This window comes from Sphingomonas sp. 7/4-4, from assembly GCF_027941955.1.
Classification (GTDB): Bacteria; Pseudomonadota; Alphaproteobacteria; order Sphingomonadales; family Sphingomonadaceae; genus Sphingomonas.
Window position 1 is genome coordinate 2,705,788 of sequence record NZ_CP115960.1, and the last position, 13,975, is coordinate 2,719,762.

A 13,975-nucleotide genomic window follows, 5' to 3' on the forward strand; every position below is an offset into this window, starting at 1 on the left:
GCCTTTAGAAGGCGAAGGTCAGATAGCCGAGCACGGTCTGCTTGCCGCCGACGAGCCTGTTGAACTGTTCGCCGCCGAGACGGGTCGAAGTGATGTCGGTATCGACATATTGAACGCCCAGGGTGAAGCCCTTCTGCGAAACCTCGGCACCGAGCGACCAATCGAGATAGGAATCATCGTTGGGATCGAGGTTGAACGCCCCGAGCGCCCCCTTCGAGCGCCCGACATGGCCGAGCAGCTTGATCGGGGTCGTCGGAATGCTGGCGCTGACATTGCCGTACAGATAGAGGCTGTCATCGTCGCCGAGGCCCGACTGGCCGCTCCACGCATAATTGCCGCCGACCTTCACGTTCACCGGCCCGAGCGTGTAGTTCACCGATGCATAGGGCTCGAAGAAGTCGGTGTCGTTGTCGGCACCGCCGAGACGGTTGGGCGCGCTGGCGTAGAAGTAATAGAGTAACCCCACGTCGAAGCCGACGCCGCTCTCGAGCGTTTTGGTGTAGCCGCCGTACAGATCGACCTCGACATCGCCATAACCGGGAAGCGACGTCTGATCGTCGATCGTCGACGTCCAGACCCCGGCATAGAGCCCGGATTCGTGGTTGACGTTGACGGTCGATTGCGCAGCCACTTTCTTATCGGACTGGCTGAGACCGCGGAAGCGGTAGTCGGTCGTGAGCGTGATGCTGCCGGTAATGGTGACGGGGCTCGCCGGCTCGGTCTCGGTCGCATCCTGCGCCATTGCAGGCGCGGCCGCGGCGAGCATGAGCGCGCCGAGGCTGATCATCGAATAGCGCATGGAAATCCCTTTCAATTCAAACGCAAGGGTCCCCACCTGCTGTCGCCGGCGCCGTATCTATTGAGCATCAAGTGCCCGCACGGCTTTCGGTCGACACAAGATCATTGCCGGATGACGCTGCAGCGCACAACATTATTTGCGGTTTTGTTGCTCGATCGTGACGAACTGTTGCTGTACCGCCACAGCGATCAGCTGCGGATCGCCACCACTGCGTCGACTTCGACCGCCGCGCCGAGCGGCAGCGCCGGCACGCCCACCGCGCTGCGCGCGTGCCGGCCGGCCTCGCCGAACAGCGCCTGCATCAGCTCCGACGCGCCATTGGCGACCTTGGGCTGATCGGTGAAATCGGCAGCCGAATTGACGAACACGCCGAGCTTCACGACGCGCTCGACCCGGCCGAGATCGCCGCCCAAGGTCTTCTTGATCTGGGCGACGAGCATCAGCCCGCACCGCTCCGCAGCCTGCCGGCCATAATCCAAGTCGCGATCCTCGCCGAGCCGGCCGGTCATCAATTGGCCGTCGAGAAACGGGAGCTGCCCGGAAACATATAGGAGGCCGCCCGCCTCGACCGCTGGAACATAAGCCGCGACCGGAGCCGCTGCTTCGGGGAGGAAAGGCCGAGCTCGGCCAGCTTCGCGTCGATTGCGTCAGTCATGACAGGTGCTCAACCATTCGCGGCATCGGCGGTCAAGCCCGCCGCGAACCGCGCCGCGATCCAGTCGCGCGCCTCGCGCCAATCGTCGATCCGGGCATGTGCGTGCGGCGCGGGCGGGACATCTGGGGCAAGGCTCGGCTCGGCGATCATGTGGAGGCGGTGGACCTGCGGCGCGTGCCTGGCGACCGATTCGTGATGGACCGCAAGATCATCGACGAACACCGCGACCGGCGCGCTGAGCTCGGCGACCAGCCTCGCCACCGGCGGCCCTTTCGGCCCCTGATTGCATTCGACGCGGTGCGCGATGCCATGGGTGGCGAGCTGGGCGATGCGGTGCTCGCGGCAATGATCGCCGAGATTGGTGAGGACGACAATATCGGCGTGCTCGGCAAGCGCAGCCAAAGCCTCGCGGGCATACGGCACGAGTGTCTGGCGATCCATCTCGGCGGGGAAGAAGCCGTCGAGCAATGCCCACATCTGCGTACGCTCGACCAGCGCCTGATCGGCGCGACGGCGCATCGAAGTGGCGAAATCGCCGCCATTGGGGGTGAAATCGATATCATGCGCCTCGTCGAGCCAAACGCCGAAATGGCGGACCATGTGGAGCAGGACTTCGTCGCAATCGGTGATCAGCAGCGGTTTCATGCGCGTTCGAGCTCTGCACGGGCGGCGACGAGTTCCGCCGGCTTGACCGACAGTGCCTCGGCACAGGCGACGAGATCGGGCTCGTGCGCCTCGAGAAAACCGAGCGTCGCCGCGAGCAATGCGGGCTCGCCGGCCCGGGCGCGCAGCCCCTCGGGATCGAGCCCGGTGAGATCGAGCAGCCGCGACGCGCGCCCGGGATCGCCGAGCGTCCAGACCAATGCCTGGAGCGCAATTGCGTCTGCGTTTGTTTCCATTCGCGGCATCGCCTAAACCGTCTCCAACTGCATGAGGTCTGCGCGTGGCAAAAGGGTTCTCGTTGTCGAGGATAACGAACTCAATCTGAAGCTGTTCTGCGATCTGCTCCGCGCGCATGACTTCGCCGCGGAGCCGGTGGTCGACGGGCGCGAGGCGGTGGCCAAAGCGCGCGAGTTCGAACCCCATCTGATCGTGATGGACATCCAGATGCCGCATGTCACCGGATTCGACCTGATCCGCGAGATGAAGCAGGACGCCGGCCTGCGCGCTATCCCGATCATGGCAGTAACCGCCTATGCAGGCCGGGAAGATGAGGATCGCATACGCGCTGTGGGTGCGAATGCCTATGTCTCCAAGCCGATCAGCCTTGCGCGCTTCATGGAGGAAGTGCGGGCGCTGGTGCCGGGCGGCGGCAAGGCGGTCGAGGAAACGGAGATCGACGAGCCAAAGGCCGACGACGAGACATCGCGCAGTAGCGAAAACTAATTCCTCCCTCGGCGCAGCCGGGGAGGGGACCGCCAGCGTAGCTAGTGGTGGAGGGGCTGGCCGCGAGCGGCGTCGCTTGCGGAGATGCCCCCTCCGTCGCCTTCGGCGCCACCTCCCCGCTCCGCGAGGGAGGATTTCGTTTAGAACGCCCCGGGAACCTCCCGCTGGACGGTGCTCGGCCGTTCGGGGGTGAGCAGTTCGCGGGCCGTGTCGGTCGTGGTGGCGGTGGTGCGGAGCGCGAGCGTGGTTGGACCGCTCGATGTGATCGCAGTGCAGCTGCGGCCCGCGAGGAAATCGAGCGCTGCCTTGGTCGAGGCCTCGCGCGGATCGCCGAGCGGCAAGGAAATGTCGTCGCCGGCGCGGCAGCTCGCTTCGACGGTGCTCGCCAGACCACTAAAGTAATTGCCCTGATGCGCGGCGTTCTGCGTGGCGAACGCGATCACGCGGAGGCGATCGTCGCACGCGGCGCGATCGACTGCGATCTGGCCGACCGGCTTGCCATAGGTGTTCGTGCCGATCAGCCCCGCATTGGCGTGGAGATACGGAATGAAGGCATTGACCACGAGCTCGCTCGCCGATGCCGTGCCGCCGGTGCCGATGAAGGCGATGCGCGTCGGCGCGATCGATTCGGTCTTCGGCTGGAAGAAGCGCGTCTCGTTGTTCTCCACCGATTTCTCGGGGCGGAAGACCATATAGTCGAACACATCGGTCGCTGCGCGATTAGCGCCCATCAGATCGCCCATCAGCTGGGCGATCGAAACGAGACCGCCGCCATTGTAGCGCAGATCGACGATCACTTGCGTGATTCCCGCGGCCTTGAACTGCGCGAAAGCCGCGCGCAGTGCGGGGTCGGCAGTGGAAATGAAGGTGCGCAGATTCACATAGCCGACCTTGCGGCCGCCATCGTCCAGGACCTTGGCGCCGTAACGCGACGACACCGGCGTCAACGCAAAATCAGCCATGGCGACGGTCAGGTCGCGGGTGCCGGCGGCGTCGCTGATGCGCAGCACGCGCGTCGTGCCGACCGCCGAGGGACCCAGCGCCTCGGTCACGCCAGCCGTGCCCTGGCTCGCCAGGATTGAACTGACCGTGCGCAATGTAGCCGTGCTGGTGCCGATCGCGACGATCTGGGCCCCACGATCGATCCCGGCATTCAGCGCCGGTGCGCCCTCGAACGCTTCGGCGACGAATATGCGCCCGCCCGCCGAATCATAAGCAAGGCGGAAGCCGTATCCCGCGCTGGAGCCCGAGGAATAATAGGCATTCTCCTCGGCGATCGAGGTCAGATAGGTGAAATAGCGATCGCGGCCCTGCGCCCGCGCGGTGGCAGTGAGCGCGTCGATATAATCGTCGACATTGCCATAAGCGGCGGGGCTCAAGCCGGCCGGCAGCGTCTCGGGGAAGAGGTACCATTCATTGAGCTGCGCCGCCGCCCAATCCTGCCGCTCCCGGAGCGAGCAGCCCGCGACCGCAGTAGGAGTCGGGGTCGGGGTCGCGCCCGTTGGGGGCGGCGTGACCACCGATCCGCTGCCGCCGCCACCTCCGCCGCAGGCGGACAGGACCATCGCGAAGCTCAACACGGACGCAACGGGCTTACGCATCATCGGGTCTTTCTAAATATTCTAGATGCTTACCAGCGTGGCGACCCCATGTCACGGCAGCGCCCAGTCGATCGGCTTCTGCCCGCGGCTCACAAGGAATTGGTTCGCCTTCGAGAAGTGCTTGCAGCCGAAAAACCCGAATGGGCGGAGAGCGGCGACGGATGCGGCGCCTTGAGCACCAGGTGCCGCCCGCCTTTGTCGATCGAATCGACGAATGCCGCCTTTTTCTGCGCGTGGCTGCCCCAGAGCAGGAACACCACCGGCTCCTGCTTGGCATTGACCAGCCGGATCACCGCATCGGTGAAACGCTCCCAGCCGCGCCCCTGATGCGATGCCGCCATGCTCATCTGGACCGTGAGCACTGCATTGAGCAGCAGCACGCCCTGCTCCGCCCAATGCTCGAGAAAGCCGTGGCGCGCCCGGGGAATGCCGAGATCGGCCTCCATCTCCTTGTAGATGTTGACGAGGCTGGGCGGGATGCGCGTTCCCGGCCGCACCGAAAAGCACAGGCCATGCGCCTGCCCTTCGCCGTGATAGGGATCCTGCCCGAGGATAACGACGCGGACATCCTGGAGCGGCGTCAGATCGAGCGCGCGGAACCATTCGCCGCCGGCGGGGAAGATGCGCTTGCCCGCGGCCTTCTCGGCAACGAGGAATTCGCGCAATGCCGCCATGTACGGCGACGCGAACTCGCTTTGCAGCGGTTCGAGCCAACTCGGGTGCAGCTTTACGTCCGCCATGGACATCAATTGCGGTATGCAGCGCTACTCCGTCAACCGCTTCGCGCAAGCGGCGGAGAGTGGACAGGCATCGCATTGCGGTGCGATCGGGCGACACCAAATCTGCCCCACCAGCTTGAGCGCGACATGGAGATCGAGGAAGTTCCTGCCCTGCCAATCGGGCAAGGCGGCAGTGGCGGTTTCGCTTGCGACGCGACCGTCGGCATGCCCGCCGACGAAGCCGAGACGCTGAAGCACGCGCAGCACATGGCTATCGACGATCAGCACGGGGCGCGAAAGCGTGCTGGCATTGAGCGTCGACGCCGCGACCTTGCGGCCGACTCCCGGCAGACGCTCGAGCCAGGCGAGCGCATCGTCGAGCGGAAGATCGGCGAGGAAATCGAGATCGAAGCTTCGGCGCTCCACCGCGATCCGGCGCAGCGCGACCACGAGGTGCGTCGCCTTGACCTCGGCGAAAGTGACGCCCCGGATCACGCGCTGCACGTTTCGCGCATCGGCGGTGGCGACCGATCGCGGCGAGCCGAACGTCGCGACCAACCGGTCATAGGCGACCTGCGACACCGCATCCCGGGTGCGGCCGCTGATCATCGATTTGACCAATTGACCGACTGGCCGCCGTGCCGGGTGGGGCCGGACCCGCTCCAGCAGCGGAGTCAGCCTCCGATGCCAGAGAAGCAGATCGTCGCGGCCTCGAAACGCGAAGCTCGATTGCATTGCCCAAGTCTAGAACATATCAGGAACATTTGCAATGGTCCTCACGGCAAATCCGGGGTATCGGATCGCCCGACGCGCGAAGACGTTCACAAGCCAGGAGACAGGACATGCCGTTCACCGGAAGCTGCCATTGCGGCGCGATCAGCTACACCGTCGACGAGGAACCGCCAACCAGCGCATTGGCTTGCAATTGCTCGATCTGCCGGCGCAAGGCGCCGCTCCATCACTTCACCACCCCGGACAAGTTCACGCTGCACGGATCGCGCGGCGCCGTCGGCACCTACAAGTTCAACCATCATGTGATCGGCCATCATTTCTGCAAGACGTGCGGAACCGCGCCCTTCGCCGAGGGCACGGGTCCCGACGGCAAGGCGATGGTCGAGATCAACCTGCGCTGCGCCGACGGAGTCGATCTCGAAGCGCTCGAGATCCAGCATTATGACGGGGCCAGCAGCTGAAACTCGCCGGCATCGAGCCCATGGAGGCCCGGCTCGTCGAGGCCCTGCCCGACGAGCCGGGCTGGCAGTTCGAACCCAAATGGGACGGGTTCCGCTGCCTCGCCTTCAAGCGGCGCGGCGGAGTCGAGCTCCAGTCCAAATCGGGCAAACCGCTCGCGCGCTATTTCCCCGAAGTGGCGGCGGTGATCGCGGCACTGCCGGTGGAGCAGGTGGTCCTCGACGGCGAGCTGCTGATTCCAATGGGGCCGACTCTGTCGTTCGAAGCATTGCAGATGCGGCTGCATCCGGCGGAGAGCCGGATCCGGAAACTCTCCGTCGAAACGCCGGCGCGGCTGATGCTGTTCGATTGCCTGTGGTCGCCCGAACGGGGCGCGCTCGCCGATCGACCGCTGGCGGAGCGCCGGGCGGTGCTGGAAGCCTTTCATGCGGAGCATCGCTCGGAGACGTTGCGCCTGTCGCCGCTGACCGAGGACCGAGCAGTCGCGCAACGCTGGCTCGACGCGGCGGGCGGGGCACTCGACGGCGTGATCGCCAAGCGGCGCGACGAGGCCTATCAGCCCGGCGAGCGCGCGATGCTCAAGGTCAAAAGGCTGCGCACCGCCGATTGCGTGGTCGGCGGCTTCCGCTACGCCAGCAAGAAGCGCGAGGTCGGCTCGCTTCTGCTCGGGCTCTATGACGATGCCGGCCTGCTCCATCATGTCGGCTTCACCTCGGCGATTGCCGCGGCCGAGCGTCCGGCGCTGACCAAGCGGCTGGAAGCATTGGTCGAGGCGCCCGGCTTCACCGGCGACGCCCCCGGCGGGCCGAGCCGCTGGTCCACCGAACGCTCGGCCGAGTGGCAGCCGTTGCGGCCCGAATTGGTCGTCGAAGTGCGCTACGACCATGTCACCGGCCGCCGCTTCCGCCACGGCACCGGCTTCCTGCGCTGGCGGCCGGACAAGGCACCCCGGCAATGCACGATGGCGCAACTGGGCGAGGAGGCGCGGCCGGCGTTGGTCGAAGCGGCCTTGGCGGAGGCGGAGTCGGCGCGATAAAGGGCCGGCCATGCACGTCACCCACGATCCCGCCGCCCTCCCCGCCGAGACGATCGGCTTCGACCAGTTCCTCGCCGTCGACATCCGCGTCGGCACGATCGTCGAGGCGTTGCCGTTTCCGGAGGCGCGCAAGCCCGCCTACAAGCTGTTGATCGATTTCGGGCCGGTGATCGGGCGCAGGCGCTCGTCCGCGCAGATCACCGAGCATTATCGCCTCGAGGAGCTGCCCGGAATGCAGGTCGCCGCCGTGGTCAACTTCCCGCCGCGGCAGATCGGGCCGGTGATGTCCGAAGTGCTGACGCTCGGCTTTCCGGACGAAGCGGGCAAGGTCGTGCTGGTCCGGCCGAGCACCGCTGTGCCGAACGGGGGCAGGCTGTTCTGATCGCTGCGTTGGCCCGCCCGATTTGCCGTTGACGGCGGCGCGGCGCGGCATAGTCTCTCCCTCAAAGACATAAGGAGGGGAATCATGAACTTGCGGATCGCACTCGCGCTGGGGGCCGCCGTGCCTGCCTTGCTCGCAATGCCCGGCGTCGCGCAGGATGCCAAATCGGCCGACGACGCGCTCGCGGAGAAGGTGATCACCAACACCAACCCCGCGAGCTTCCAGGCCTATGGCTTCACTCCCGCGCCCAAGCTGGTGAACGACAAGGCGGTGCAGGGTGGTAAGGCGCTTCGCCTGCCGCTGACCGGCACGGGCGACCCGTGGAGCATGGGAGTCAACGTGCCACTGCTCAAGCCGGTCAAAGCGGGCGACAAACTGGTCGTCGCTTTCTATGCCCGGCTGAACAAAAGCGACGCGCCGACCGCCAAGATCAATGCGCAGATCCAGCTTACGACCGCGCCCTACACCGCATTGTTCGGCAAGCCGTTCGACGTCACGCCCGAATGGAAGCTGCTCCAGTTCTCGGGCAAGGTCGACAAGGACTATGCCGTCGGGACGATCGGCGCGGCGTTCCACCTCAATACCGGCAAGCAGGTGATCGACATGGGGCCGGTCGCAGTGCTCGACATGGGGCAATAGGGACGCTCAGGCACGGCGCGCGGTGACCAGATAATCGAGGCTGGTATCGTCGCGGAGGACGAAGCCGCGCGCGGGCGAGAAACCGAGACCGCGCAGGTCGCCGACCTTCAGCCCTGCGCCCTCGAGCAACGCCGTCAGCTCGTCGGGCGTGAGGAATTGGTTCCAGTCGTGCGTGCCCCTGGGAATCGCGCCGGTGCCTTCGCCGAGCGTGATCATCGCCAGCCGCGACAACGCGGTGCGATTGGGCGTCGACAGGATCATCAGCCCGCCGGGCGCGAGCGCATCGGCGAGGCCGGCGACGAAGGCGGCGGGATTCGTGACATGCTCGATCACTTCCATCGAGGTGACGAGATCGAAGCGGCGGCCGGGCAAATCCTCGATCCCGCCGGCGATATATTCCACCGCGACTCCGGCAGCAGCGGCGTGCGCGCGGGCGGCGCCGATATTCTCGGGCGCGGCGTCGAGGCCGGTAACTTTCGCACCGAGCCGGGCGAGCGGCTCGGCGAGCAGGCCGGCACCGCAGCCGACATCGAGCGCGGTCTTGCCGGCGAGCGGCGTGAACGACATGCCGTCGCCCTGGAAATGCGCGTCGGTGACTTCGCGGATATAAGCGAGGCGCGCGGGGTTGAGGCGGTGGAGCATCGCCGACGAACCCTTCGGGTTCCACCAGTCCGCGGCGAGCCTGCCGAAATGCTCAGCTTCTCGGCGGTCAATAGTTGCTTTGGTTGCGTTCGCCATGGCCGCCTCCTATCAGGCCGCCTCATCCTTCCCAAGGCCCGGAAAACAAGCACCCGACATGGCACGCATCGTGATGAAGTTCGGCGGCACCTCGATGGCCGGCATCGAGCGCATCCGCAATGTGGCCGCCCGCGTCAAACGCGAATGGGAAGCGGGCAACCAGGTCGCAGTGGTCGTCTCGGCGATGGCCGGCGACACCGATCGGCTGGTCAATTTCTGCCGCGAGGCGAGCTCGCTCTACGATCCGCGCGAATATGACGTGGTGGTCTCGAGCGGCGAGCAGGTCACTTCGGGGCTGCTTTCGGTCGCGCTGCAGGCGCTCGGCGTGCCCGCGCGCTCGTGGCTCGGCTCGCAAGTGGCGATCCACACCGACAGCGCCCACGCCAAGGCGCGCATCCAGTCGATCGATGCCACCGGCCTCGAGGAAGGCTGGAGCCGTGGCGAAGTCGCGGTGATCCCGGGTTTCCAGGGCGTGACGAGCGACGGCAGCAACCGCGTCACCACGCTCGGCCGCGGTGGATCGGACACGTCCGCCGTCGCCGTGGCGGCGGCGGTCAAGGCCGATCGCTGCGACATCTACACCGATGTCGACGGCGTCTACACCACCGATCCGCGGATCGTGCCGCGGGCGCGCAAGCTCAAGAAAGTGACGTACGAGGAGATGCTGGAGCTCGCCAGCGTCGGGGCCAAGGTGCTCCAGACGCGTTCGGTGGGACTGGCGATGAAGGAACAGGTCCGCGTCCAGGTGCTGTCGTCGTTCACCGGCGACACGGCGCCGATGGCGGACACATTGCCCGGCACGATGATCGTGGGCGAAGAGGAGATTCAGGACGTGGAAAGCCAGCTCATCACCGGCATCGCGCACGACAAGAACGAAGCCAAGATCACGCTGACCGCAGTGCCGGACAAGCCCGGCGCAGTGGCGTCGATCTTCGACCCGCTGGCCGAGGCCAACATCAACGTCGACATGATCATCCAGAACATCGCGCACCAGAGCTCGGGTTCGGCGAGCGCGACCGACGTGACCTTCACGGTGCCCGCGGCCGACCTCGCCCGATCGATCGAGACGCTCAACCAGTCCAAGGCCGATATCGGTTTCGCCGAACTGCTCCAGGACACGCGCGTCGCCAAGATCTCGGTGGTCGGCGTGGGCATGCGCAGCCATGCCGGCGTCGCCGCGACGATGTTCAAGACGCTGGGTGCGCGCGGGATCAACATCCAGGCGATCACCACCAGCGAGATCAAGGTCTCGGTGCTGATCAACGAGGACGAGACCGAGCTCGCGGTGCGCGTGCTGCACACGGCTTATGGTCTCGACGCGGAAGACGCCGCGGCCTGATTGCCAACCGGATGGTGGTTGACTCGGTTGACTCGAAACGCGGTTTTCCGCGGAACTTGGCACACGGTTGACACTGTCGCCGGTTTGCGCGCGGCGTGTCAACGAGGCGGGGCTGGTCTCCATCGATCAGGATACAGCAGGCGAAATCCTACATTACCAGCACCGATTGGAGCGCGACTGACATCTTTCCGCCGCCTTCGGAACGCATCGCTCGCACCGCCTTGTCCGTAGCCGATTCCATCGAAACGCGCCCCAGCGCTACCGTCCGGCTGCGCGCCTCGCTCGGCCAGCGCGGCATCGCGTTCGTCCTCGCGCTGCTGATCGAATTGCTGGTGGCGCTGCTGCTTTGGTTCATGACGCCGGTGATCCCGGGCAAGGAAAAGGGCGATGTGCCGAGCGTCTTCGGCATCGAGGGACCACGCAGCGACAGCGAGGAAGCGGACAAGACACCGGAGAAAAAGGCCGTCGAGCGCAAGACGGAAAGCGGCAAGCCCCGCCCCGTGCCGCCCAGGCCGGTGGAGCCGCCGCCCGTGCCCAAGCCGCCGACGCCGCCGCTCCCGCCCACCTTCGTCCGGATGACGCGCCCCGAATACAAGGCCGCGGACATTGCCGACAGGGGCTCGGCACCAGCGCCGGCGCCGGAGGGCGAAACGGCAGCCGCGGTGGAATCGGGGAGCCGGCCGGGCGACAGCGCCGTGGTGGGCAAGGCGCCCAATGGCGAGCCGCTCTACGCCGCCGAATGGTTTCGCCGTCCGCGGGACGTGGAGCTTTCGCCCTATATCTCCAGCCGCGCCCGCGGGCCGGGCTGGGGGCTGATCGCGTGCCGCACCGTCGCCGATCACAGGGTCGAGGATTGCCAGGAGCTCGGCGAGGGACCGCGCGGCTCGGGCTATGCCGGATCGGTGCGGCAGGCGGCATGGCAGTTTCGCGTGCGTGCGCCGCGCGTCGGCGGCAAGGAGCTGACCGGCACCTGGGTCAGCATCCGCATCACTTATGGCACTTTAGCGGACGAGTGAGCCGCGTTCCGCGCTTGCCCCAAAGCCTTCGCCCCGGCTAGGCCCTGCCGCCATGACCACTGACAGCAGTATCGGCGCCGAGCGCCTGGCCCGCCGCATGGCGCGCGGATGCGAATTCCTGGGCAGCGAGGTCGCGATCATGTGCGGCGCGATGTCATGGGTGAGCGAGCGCAATCTCGTCGCGGCTATGTCCAACGCCGGCGGGTTCGGGCTGATCGCGTGTGGGGCGATGAACCCCGAGCAGCTCGACAAGGAAATTGCGGGCACCAAGGCGCTGACGGACAAGCCGTTCGGCGTCAATCTGATCACGATGCATCCTCAGCTGCTCGAGCTGATCGCAGTGTGCAAGAAGCACGAGGTCACCCATGTCGTGCTCGCGGGCGGCCTGCCCCCGCCGGCAGCCTCGACGCGATCAAGGAATTCGGCGCAAAGCTGATCTGCTTCGCGCCGGCGCTCAGCCTCGCGAAGAAGCTGATCCGCTCGGGCGTCGATGCATTGGTGGTCGAGGGCATGGAGGCCGGCGGGCATATCGGCCCGGTTTCGACCAGCGTGCTGGCGCAGGAGATCCTGCCCGAGGTGGCGACCCAGGTCCCCGTGTTCGTCGCCGGCGGGATCGGCCGCGGCGAGGCGATCGCCGGCTATCTCGACATGGGCGCGGCGGGCGTCCAGCTCGGCACGCGCTTCGTCTGCGCGACCGAGAGCATCGCGCACGCCAATTTCAAGAAGGCGTTCATCCGCGCATCGGCACGCGATGCCACTGCCAGCGTCCAGATCGATCCGCGGCTTCCCGTGATCCCGGTGCGCGCGCTCAAGAACGCCGCCGGCGAATTGTTCACTGCCAAGCAGCGCGAAGTCGCCCAGTTGCTCGACGAGGGCAAGGTCGAGATGATGGAGGCCCAGCTCCAGATCGAGCATTATTGGGCGGGGCGCTGCGCCGCGCAGTGATCGACGGCGATGTCGAGCATGGCAGCGTGATGGCCGGCCAGTCGGTCGGCATGGTCACCAAGGAAGAGCCCGTCGCCGAGATCATCGCCACGCTGATGGCAGAGGCCGCACACGCACTGGAGAAGCGCGCGGCCTGAGCCGCCCTCCCGGCTTTCGCCGGGAGGAGGTTTCAACGAACCGGGCGCTCCCGATAGATCTGCCAGAGCTCCGCTGCGCATTGCCAGACGGAGACCAGCGCAACCGCTACGACCGCCACCCCTAGCCCGGTATCGAGACCGTGCTGGATCTCTGCTGCCTTGGCGGCGTCGGTGGCGATCGGCGTGACGAGGACGATGCGTCCCGCCTGATGGAGCACCGCCGCGATGGCGAGGGTGCCGGCGGTACCGCCGATGGAAAGTGCGGCACGCAGCGGCTTCCATCCCGGCCGGAACAGCGTGACCAGTCCCTGGAGCATGCGCAGCGAGACCAAAGCCGCGACCGGCCAGAACAAGCTCGCCCAGACTGACGCTGCATGGATCGCGACATCGGAATCGTGCGGAAGGAACGGCACCCGGATCGCACCGAACCACCAGGCGAGGAAAGCCGCACCGAACGCGATGCTGGCCACCGCTTCCCAGACCCGGTTCCACGGCGTGCGCTTCGGGTGATGAATCCGCAGCGCCGGCAGATCGGGCAATTCCTCGGGCTTCCAGCGCGCGAGATAGGCGGCGAGCAAGCCCGTCCGCTCGACCACCGCGAAGCCGAGCGTGACCCACGCGGCATTGACGAGCAGCGAAGTGATCATCCCGCCCCCGCCGTGGGCCAGTGCGGCGCCAAAGGCCTCGCTGCCGGTCACGAACCGCCCCGCGACCTGGATCGCCTCGATCACGAACACGATGGCGAGGACGATCTTCAGCACGAACCAGTAAAGGAAACAATTCGGGTCCGATGAGCGCGCGCTGATCGTGATATTGCCCGGCGACGGCGATCGGATGGCCGAATTCCCGGAGCAGCGCGCTCACTTCGTTCCGCGTCAGCGCGCGGCCGAGCGTTTCTTCGCGATCCTCGATCCGGGCAGCGATCAGGTCGCCGAGCTCGGCGAGGATGTCGTCGGCCTTGGCGGCGGGAAGGTTCCAGCGCACCGCGCCGAGATAGCGTTCGATCAGGTCCATTATCTGTCTCCCTCGGTCAGGCGGACAATCGATTCGGAAATGGCGTTCCATTCGCCGAGCAACTGGGCGAGGATCTCGAGGCCTTCGGGCGAGAGGCGGTAGAAGCGCTTGTTGCGCTTCGCCTCTTCGCGCCATTCGCTGGTGAGCAGGCCCTGCGTCTCGAGCCGGCGCAGCAGCGGATAGAGCGCGCCTTCGTCGATCGGCAGCCCGGCCTCTTCGAGGCTGGTGCGCAATGTGTAGCCATAGCGCTCCTCGCGCAGCGCCCCGAGCACCGCCAGCACCAGCGAGCCGCGCCGGAGCTCGACGCGCAACTTTTCGAACAGGTCCTCTTCGATGGGCATTGCCGTGTCTCACATGGTATGTGTCATACACTGTATG

General features: G+C 66.4%; 14 protein-coding genes and 4 pseudogenes. 8 read left to right on the forward strand and 10 right to left on the reverse strand.

What is annotated here, in order from left to right; all coding sequences use genetic code 11:
- Positions 1-4: 4 nt before the first annotated feature.
- From PIB19_RS13600 to PIB19_RS13615, 4 genes and pseudogenes are all read right to left on the reverse strand, one after another.
- Positions 5-799 (reverse strand): TorF family putative porin, encoded by a 795-nt coding sequence (locus tag PIB19_RS13600; protein WP_271237803.1) that lies wholly within the window; start codon positions 797-799, stop codon positions 5-7.
- A 188-nt stretch (positions 800-987) separates the two neighbouring features.
- Positions 988-1,454, reverse strand: a pseudogene (locus PIB19_RS13605) (RidA family protein).
- Positions 1,455-1,463: 9 nt separating this feature from the next.
- Entirely contained in the window at positions 1,464-2,099 is a 636-nt protein-coding gene (locus tag PIB19_RS13610) for an HAD family hydrolase (RefSeq protein ID WP_271237804.1), read from the reverse strand.
- The gene (locus PIB19_RS13615; protein ID WP_271237805.1) at positions 2,096-2,362 is read right to left on the reverse strand and encodes a DUF3572 domain-containing protein; all 267 of its coding nucleotides are present in this window, start codon (positions 2,360-2,362) and stop codon (positions 2,096-2,098) included. The genes PIB19_RS13610 and PIB19_RS13615 overlap by 4 nt, the downstream gene beginning before the upstream one ends.
- Positions 2,363-2,384: 22 nt before the next feature.
- Here PIB19_RS13615 and PIB19_RS13620 point away from each other — a divergent pair.
- Positions 2,385-2,756 (forward strand): annotated as a pseudogene (locus tag PIB19_RS13620) (response regulator); the annotation flags it as partial.
- Positions 2,757-2,980: 224 nt separating this feature from the next.
- Here PIB19_RS13620 and PIB19_RS13625 read toward each other — a convergent pair.
- From PIB19_RS13625 to PIB19_RS13635, 3 genes and pseudogenes are all read right to left on the reverse strand, one after another.
- The gene (locus PIB19_RS13625; protein WP_271237806.1) at positions 2,981-4,444 is read right to left on the reverse strand and encodes a S41 family peptidase; all 1,464 of its coding nucleotides are present in this window, start codon (positions 4,442-4,444) and stop codon (positions 2,981-2,983) included.
- A gap of 48 nt (positions 4,445-4,492) precedes the next feature.
- Positions 4,493-5,187, reverse strand: a pseudogene (gene ung, locus PIB19_RS13630) (uracil-DNA glycosylase).
- An 18-nt stretch (positions 5,188-5,205) separates the two neighbouring features.
- Complete coding sequence (locus tag PIB19_RS13635) at positions 5,206-5,769, reverse strand: endonuclease III domain-containing protein (protein WP_271237807.1); 564 nt, start codon at positions 5,767-5,769, stop codon at positions 5,206-5,208.
- 233 nt (positions 5,770-6,002) lie between these two features.
- Between PIB19_RS13635 and PIB19_RS13640 the strand changes: the two genes are divergently transcribed.
- The 4 genes from PIB19_RS13640 (at position 6,003) to PIB19_RS13655 (ending at position 8,408) form a co-directional block, all read left to right on the forward strand.
- Complete coding sequence (locus tag PIB19_RS13640; protein ID WP_271237808.1) at positions 6,003-6,353, forward strand: GFA family protein; 351 nt, start codon at positions 6,003-6,005, stop codon at positions 6,351-6,353.
- 20 nt (positions 6,354-6,373) lie between these two features.
- A complete protein-coding gene (locus PIB19_RS13645; RefSeq protein ID WP_271237809.1) occupies positions 6,374-7,387 on the forward strand; it encodes an ATP-dependent DNA ligase in 1,014 nt (337 codons plus the stop codon).
- 10 nt (positions 7,388-7,397) lie between these two features.
- Entirely contained in the window at positions 7,398-7,769 is a 372-nt protein-coding gene (locus PIB19_RS13650; RefSeq protein WP_271237810.1) for a tRNA-binding protein, read from the forward strand.
- Positions 7,770-7,853: 84 nt separating this feature from the next.
- On the forward strand, positions 7,854-8,408 hold the full coding sequence (locus PIB19_RS13655; RefSeq protein ID WP_271237811.1) for a carbohydrate binding domain-containing protein: 555 nt from the start codon (positions 7,854-7,856) through the stop codon (positions 8,406-8,408).
- A gap of 6 nt (positions 8,409-8,414) precedes the next feature.
- Here the strand turns inward: PIB19_RS13655 and ubiG are convergent, their stop codons facing one another.
- Entirely contained in the window at positions 8,415-9,146 is a 732-nt protein-coding gene (ubiG, locus tag PIB19_RS13660; RefSeq protein WP_271237812.1) for a bifunctional 2-polyprenyl-6-hydroxyphenol methylase/3-demethylubiquinol 3-O-methyltransferase UbiG, read from the reverse strand.
- Between the two features lie 58 nt (positions 9,147-9,204).
- On the opposite strand from ubiG, the gene PIB19_RS13665 reads away from it, so the two are divergent.
- From PIB19_RS13665 to PIB19_RS13675, 3 genes and pseudogenes are all read left to right on the forward strand, one after another.
- Entirely contained in the window at positions 9,205-10,485 is a 1,281-nt protein-coding gene (locus tag PIB19_RS13665) for an aspartate kinase (protein WP_271237813.1), read from the forward strand.
- Positions 10,486-10,706: 221 nt separating this feature from the next.
- Complete coding sequence (locus PIB19_RS13670; RefSeq protein WP_271237814.1) at positions 10,707-11,501, forward strand: hypothetical protein; 795 nt, start codon at positions 10,707-10,709, stop codon at positions 11,499-11,501.
- A gap of 52 nt (positions 11,502-11,553) precedes the next feature.
- Positions 11,554-12,583: pseudogene (locus PIB19_RS13675) on the forward strand (NAD(P)H-dependent flavin oxidoreductase).
- 32 nt (positions 12,584-12,615) lie between these two features.
- Here PIB19_RS13675 and PIB19_RS13680 read toward each other — a convergent pair.
- Positions 12,616-13,344, reverse strand: coding sequence for a hypothetical protein (locus tag PIB19_RS13680; protein WP_271237815.1), 729 nt, complete (start codon positions 13,342-13,344; stop codon positions 12,616-12,618).
- A 252-nt stretch (positions 13,345-13,596) separates the two neighbouring features.
- Positions 13,597-13,938 carry a PadR family transcriptional regulator gene (locus tag PIB19_RS13685; RefSeq protein ID WP_271237816.1) on the reverse strand — a complete coding sequence of 114 codons (342 nt, stop codon included), beginning with the start codon at positions 13,936-13,938 and terminating at the stop codon, positions 13,597-13,599.
- Between the last annotated feature and the right edge of the window lie 37 nt (positions 13,939-13,975).

Excerpts from the sequence above, each read along its gene's own strand:
- PIB19_RS13600 (WP_271237803.1), bottom strand. The coding sequence starts at position 799 with ATGCGCTATTCGATGATCAGCCTCGGCGCGCTCATGCTCGCCGCGGCC.
- PIB19_RS13610 (WP_271237804.1), bottom strand. The coding sequence starts at position 2,099 with ATGAAACCGCTGCTGATCACCGATTGCGACGAAGTCCTGCTCCACATG.
- PIB19_RS13615 (WP_271237805.1), bottom strand. The coding sequence starts at position 2,362 with ATGCCGCGAATGGAAACAAACGCAGACGCAATTGCGCTCCAGGCATTG.
- PIB19_RS13625 (WP_271237806.1), bottom strand. The coding sequence starts at position 4,444 with ATGATGCGTAAGCCCGTTGCGTCCGTGTTGAGCTTCGCGATGGTCCTG.
- PIB19_RS13635 (WP_271237807.1), bottom strand. The coding sequence starts at position 5,769 with ATGATCAGCGGCCGCACCCGGGATGCGGTGTCGCAGGTCGCCTATGAC.
- PIB19_RS13640 (WP_271237808.1), top strand. The coding sequence starts at position 6,003 with ATGCCGTTCACCGGAAGCTGCCATTGCGGCGCGATCAGCTACACCGTC.
- PIB19_RS13645 (WP_271237809.1), top strand. The coding sequence starts at position 6,374 with ATGGAGGCCCGGCTCGTCGAGGCCCTGCCCGACGAGCCGGGCTGGCAG.
- PIB19_RS13650 (WP_271237810.1), top strand. The coding sequence starts at position 7,398 with ATGCACGTCACCCACGATCCCGCCGCCCTCCCCGCCGAGACGATCGGC.
- PIB19_RS13655 (WP_271237811.1), top strand. The coding sequence starts at position 7,854 with ATGAACTTGCGGATCGCACTCGCGCTGGGGGCCGCCGTGCCTGCCTTG.
- ubiG (WP_271237812.1), bottom strand. The coding sequence starts at position 9,146 with ATGGCGAACGCAACCAAAGCAACTATTGACCGCCGAGAAGCTGAGCAT.
- PIB19_RS13665 (WP_271237813.1), top strand. The coding sequence starts at position 9,205 with ATGGCACGCATCGTGATGAAGTTCGGCGGCACCTCGATGGCCGGCATC.
- PIB19_RS13685 (WP_271237816.1), bottom strand. The coding sequence starts at position 13,938 with ATGCCCATCGAAGAGGACCTGTTCGAAAAGTTGCGCGTCGAGCTCCGG.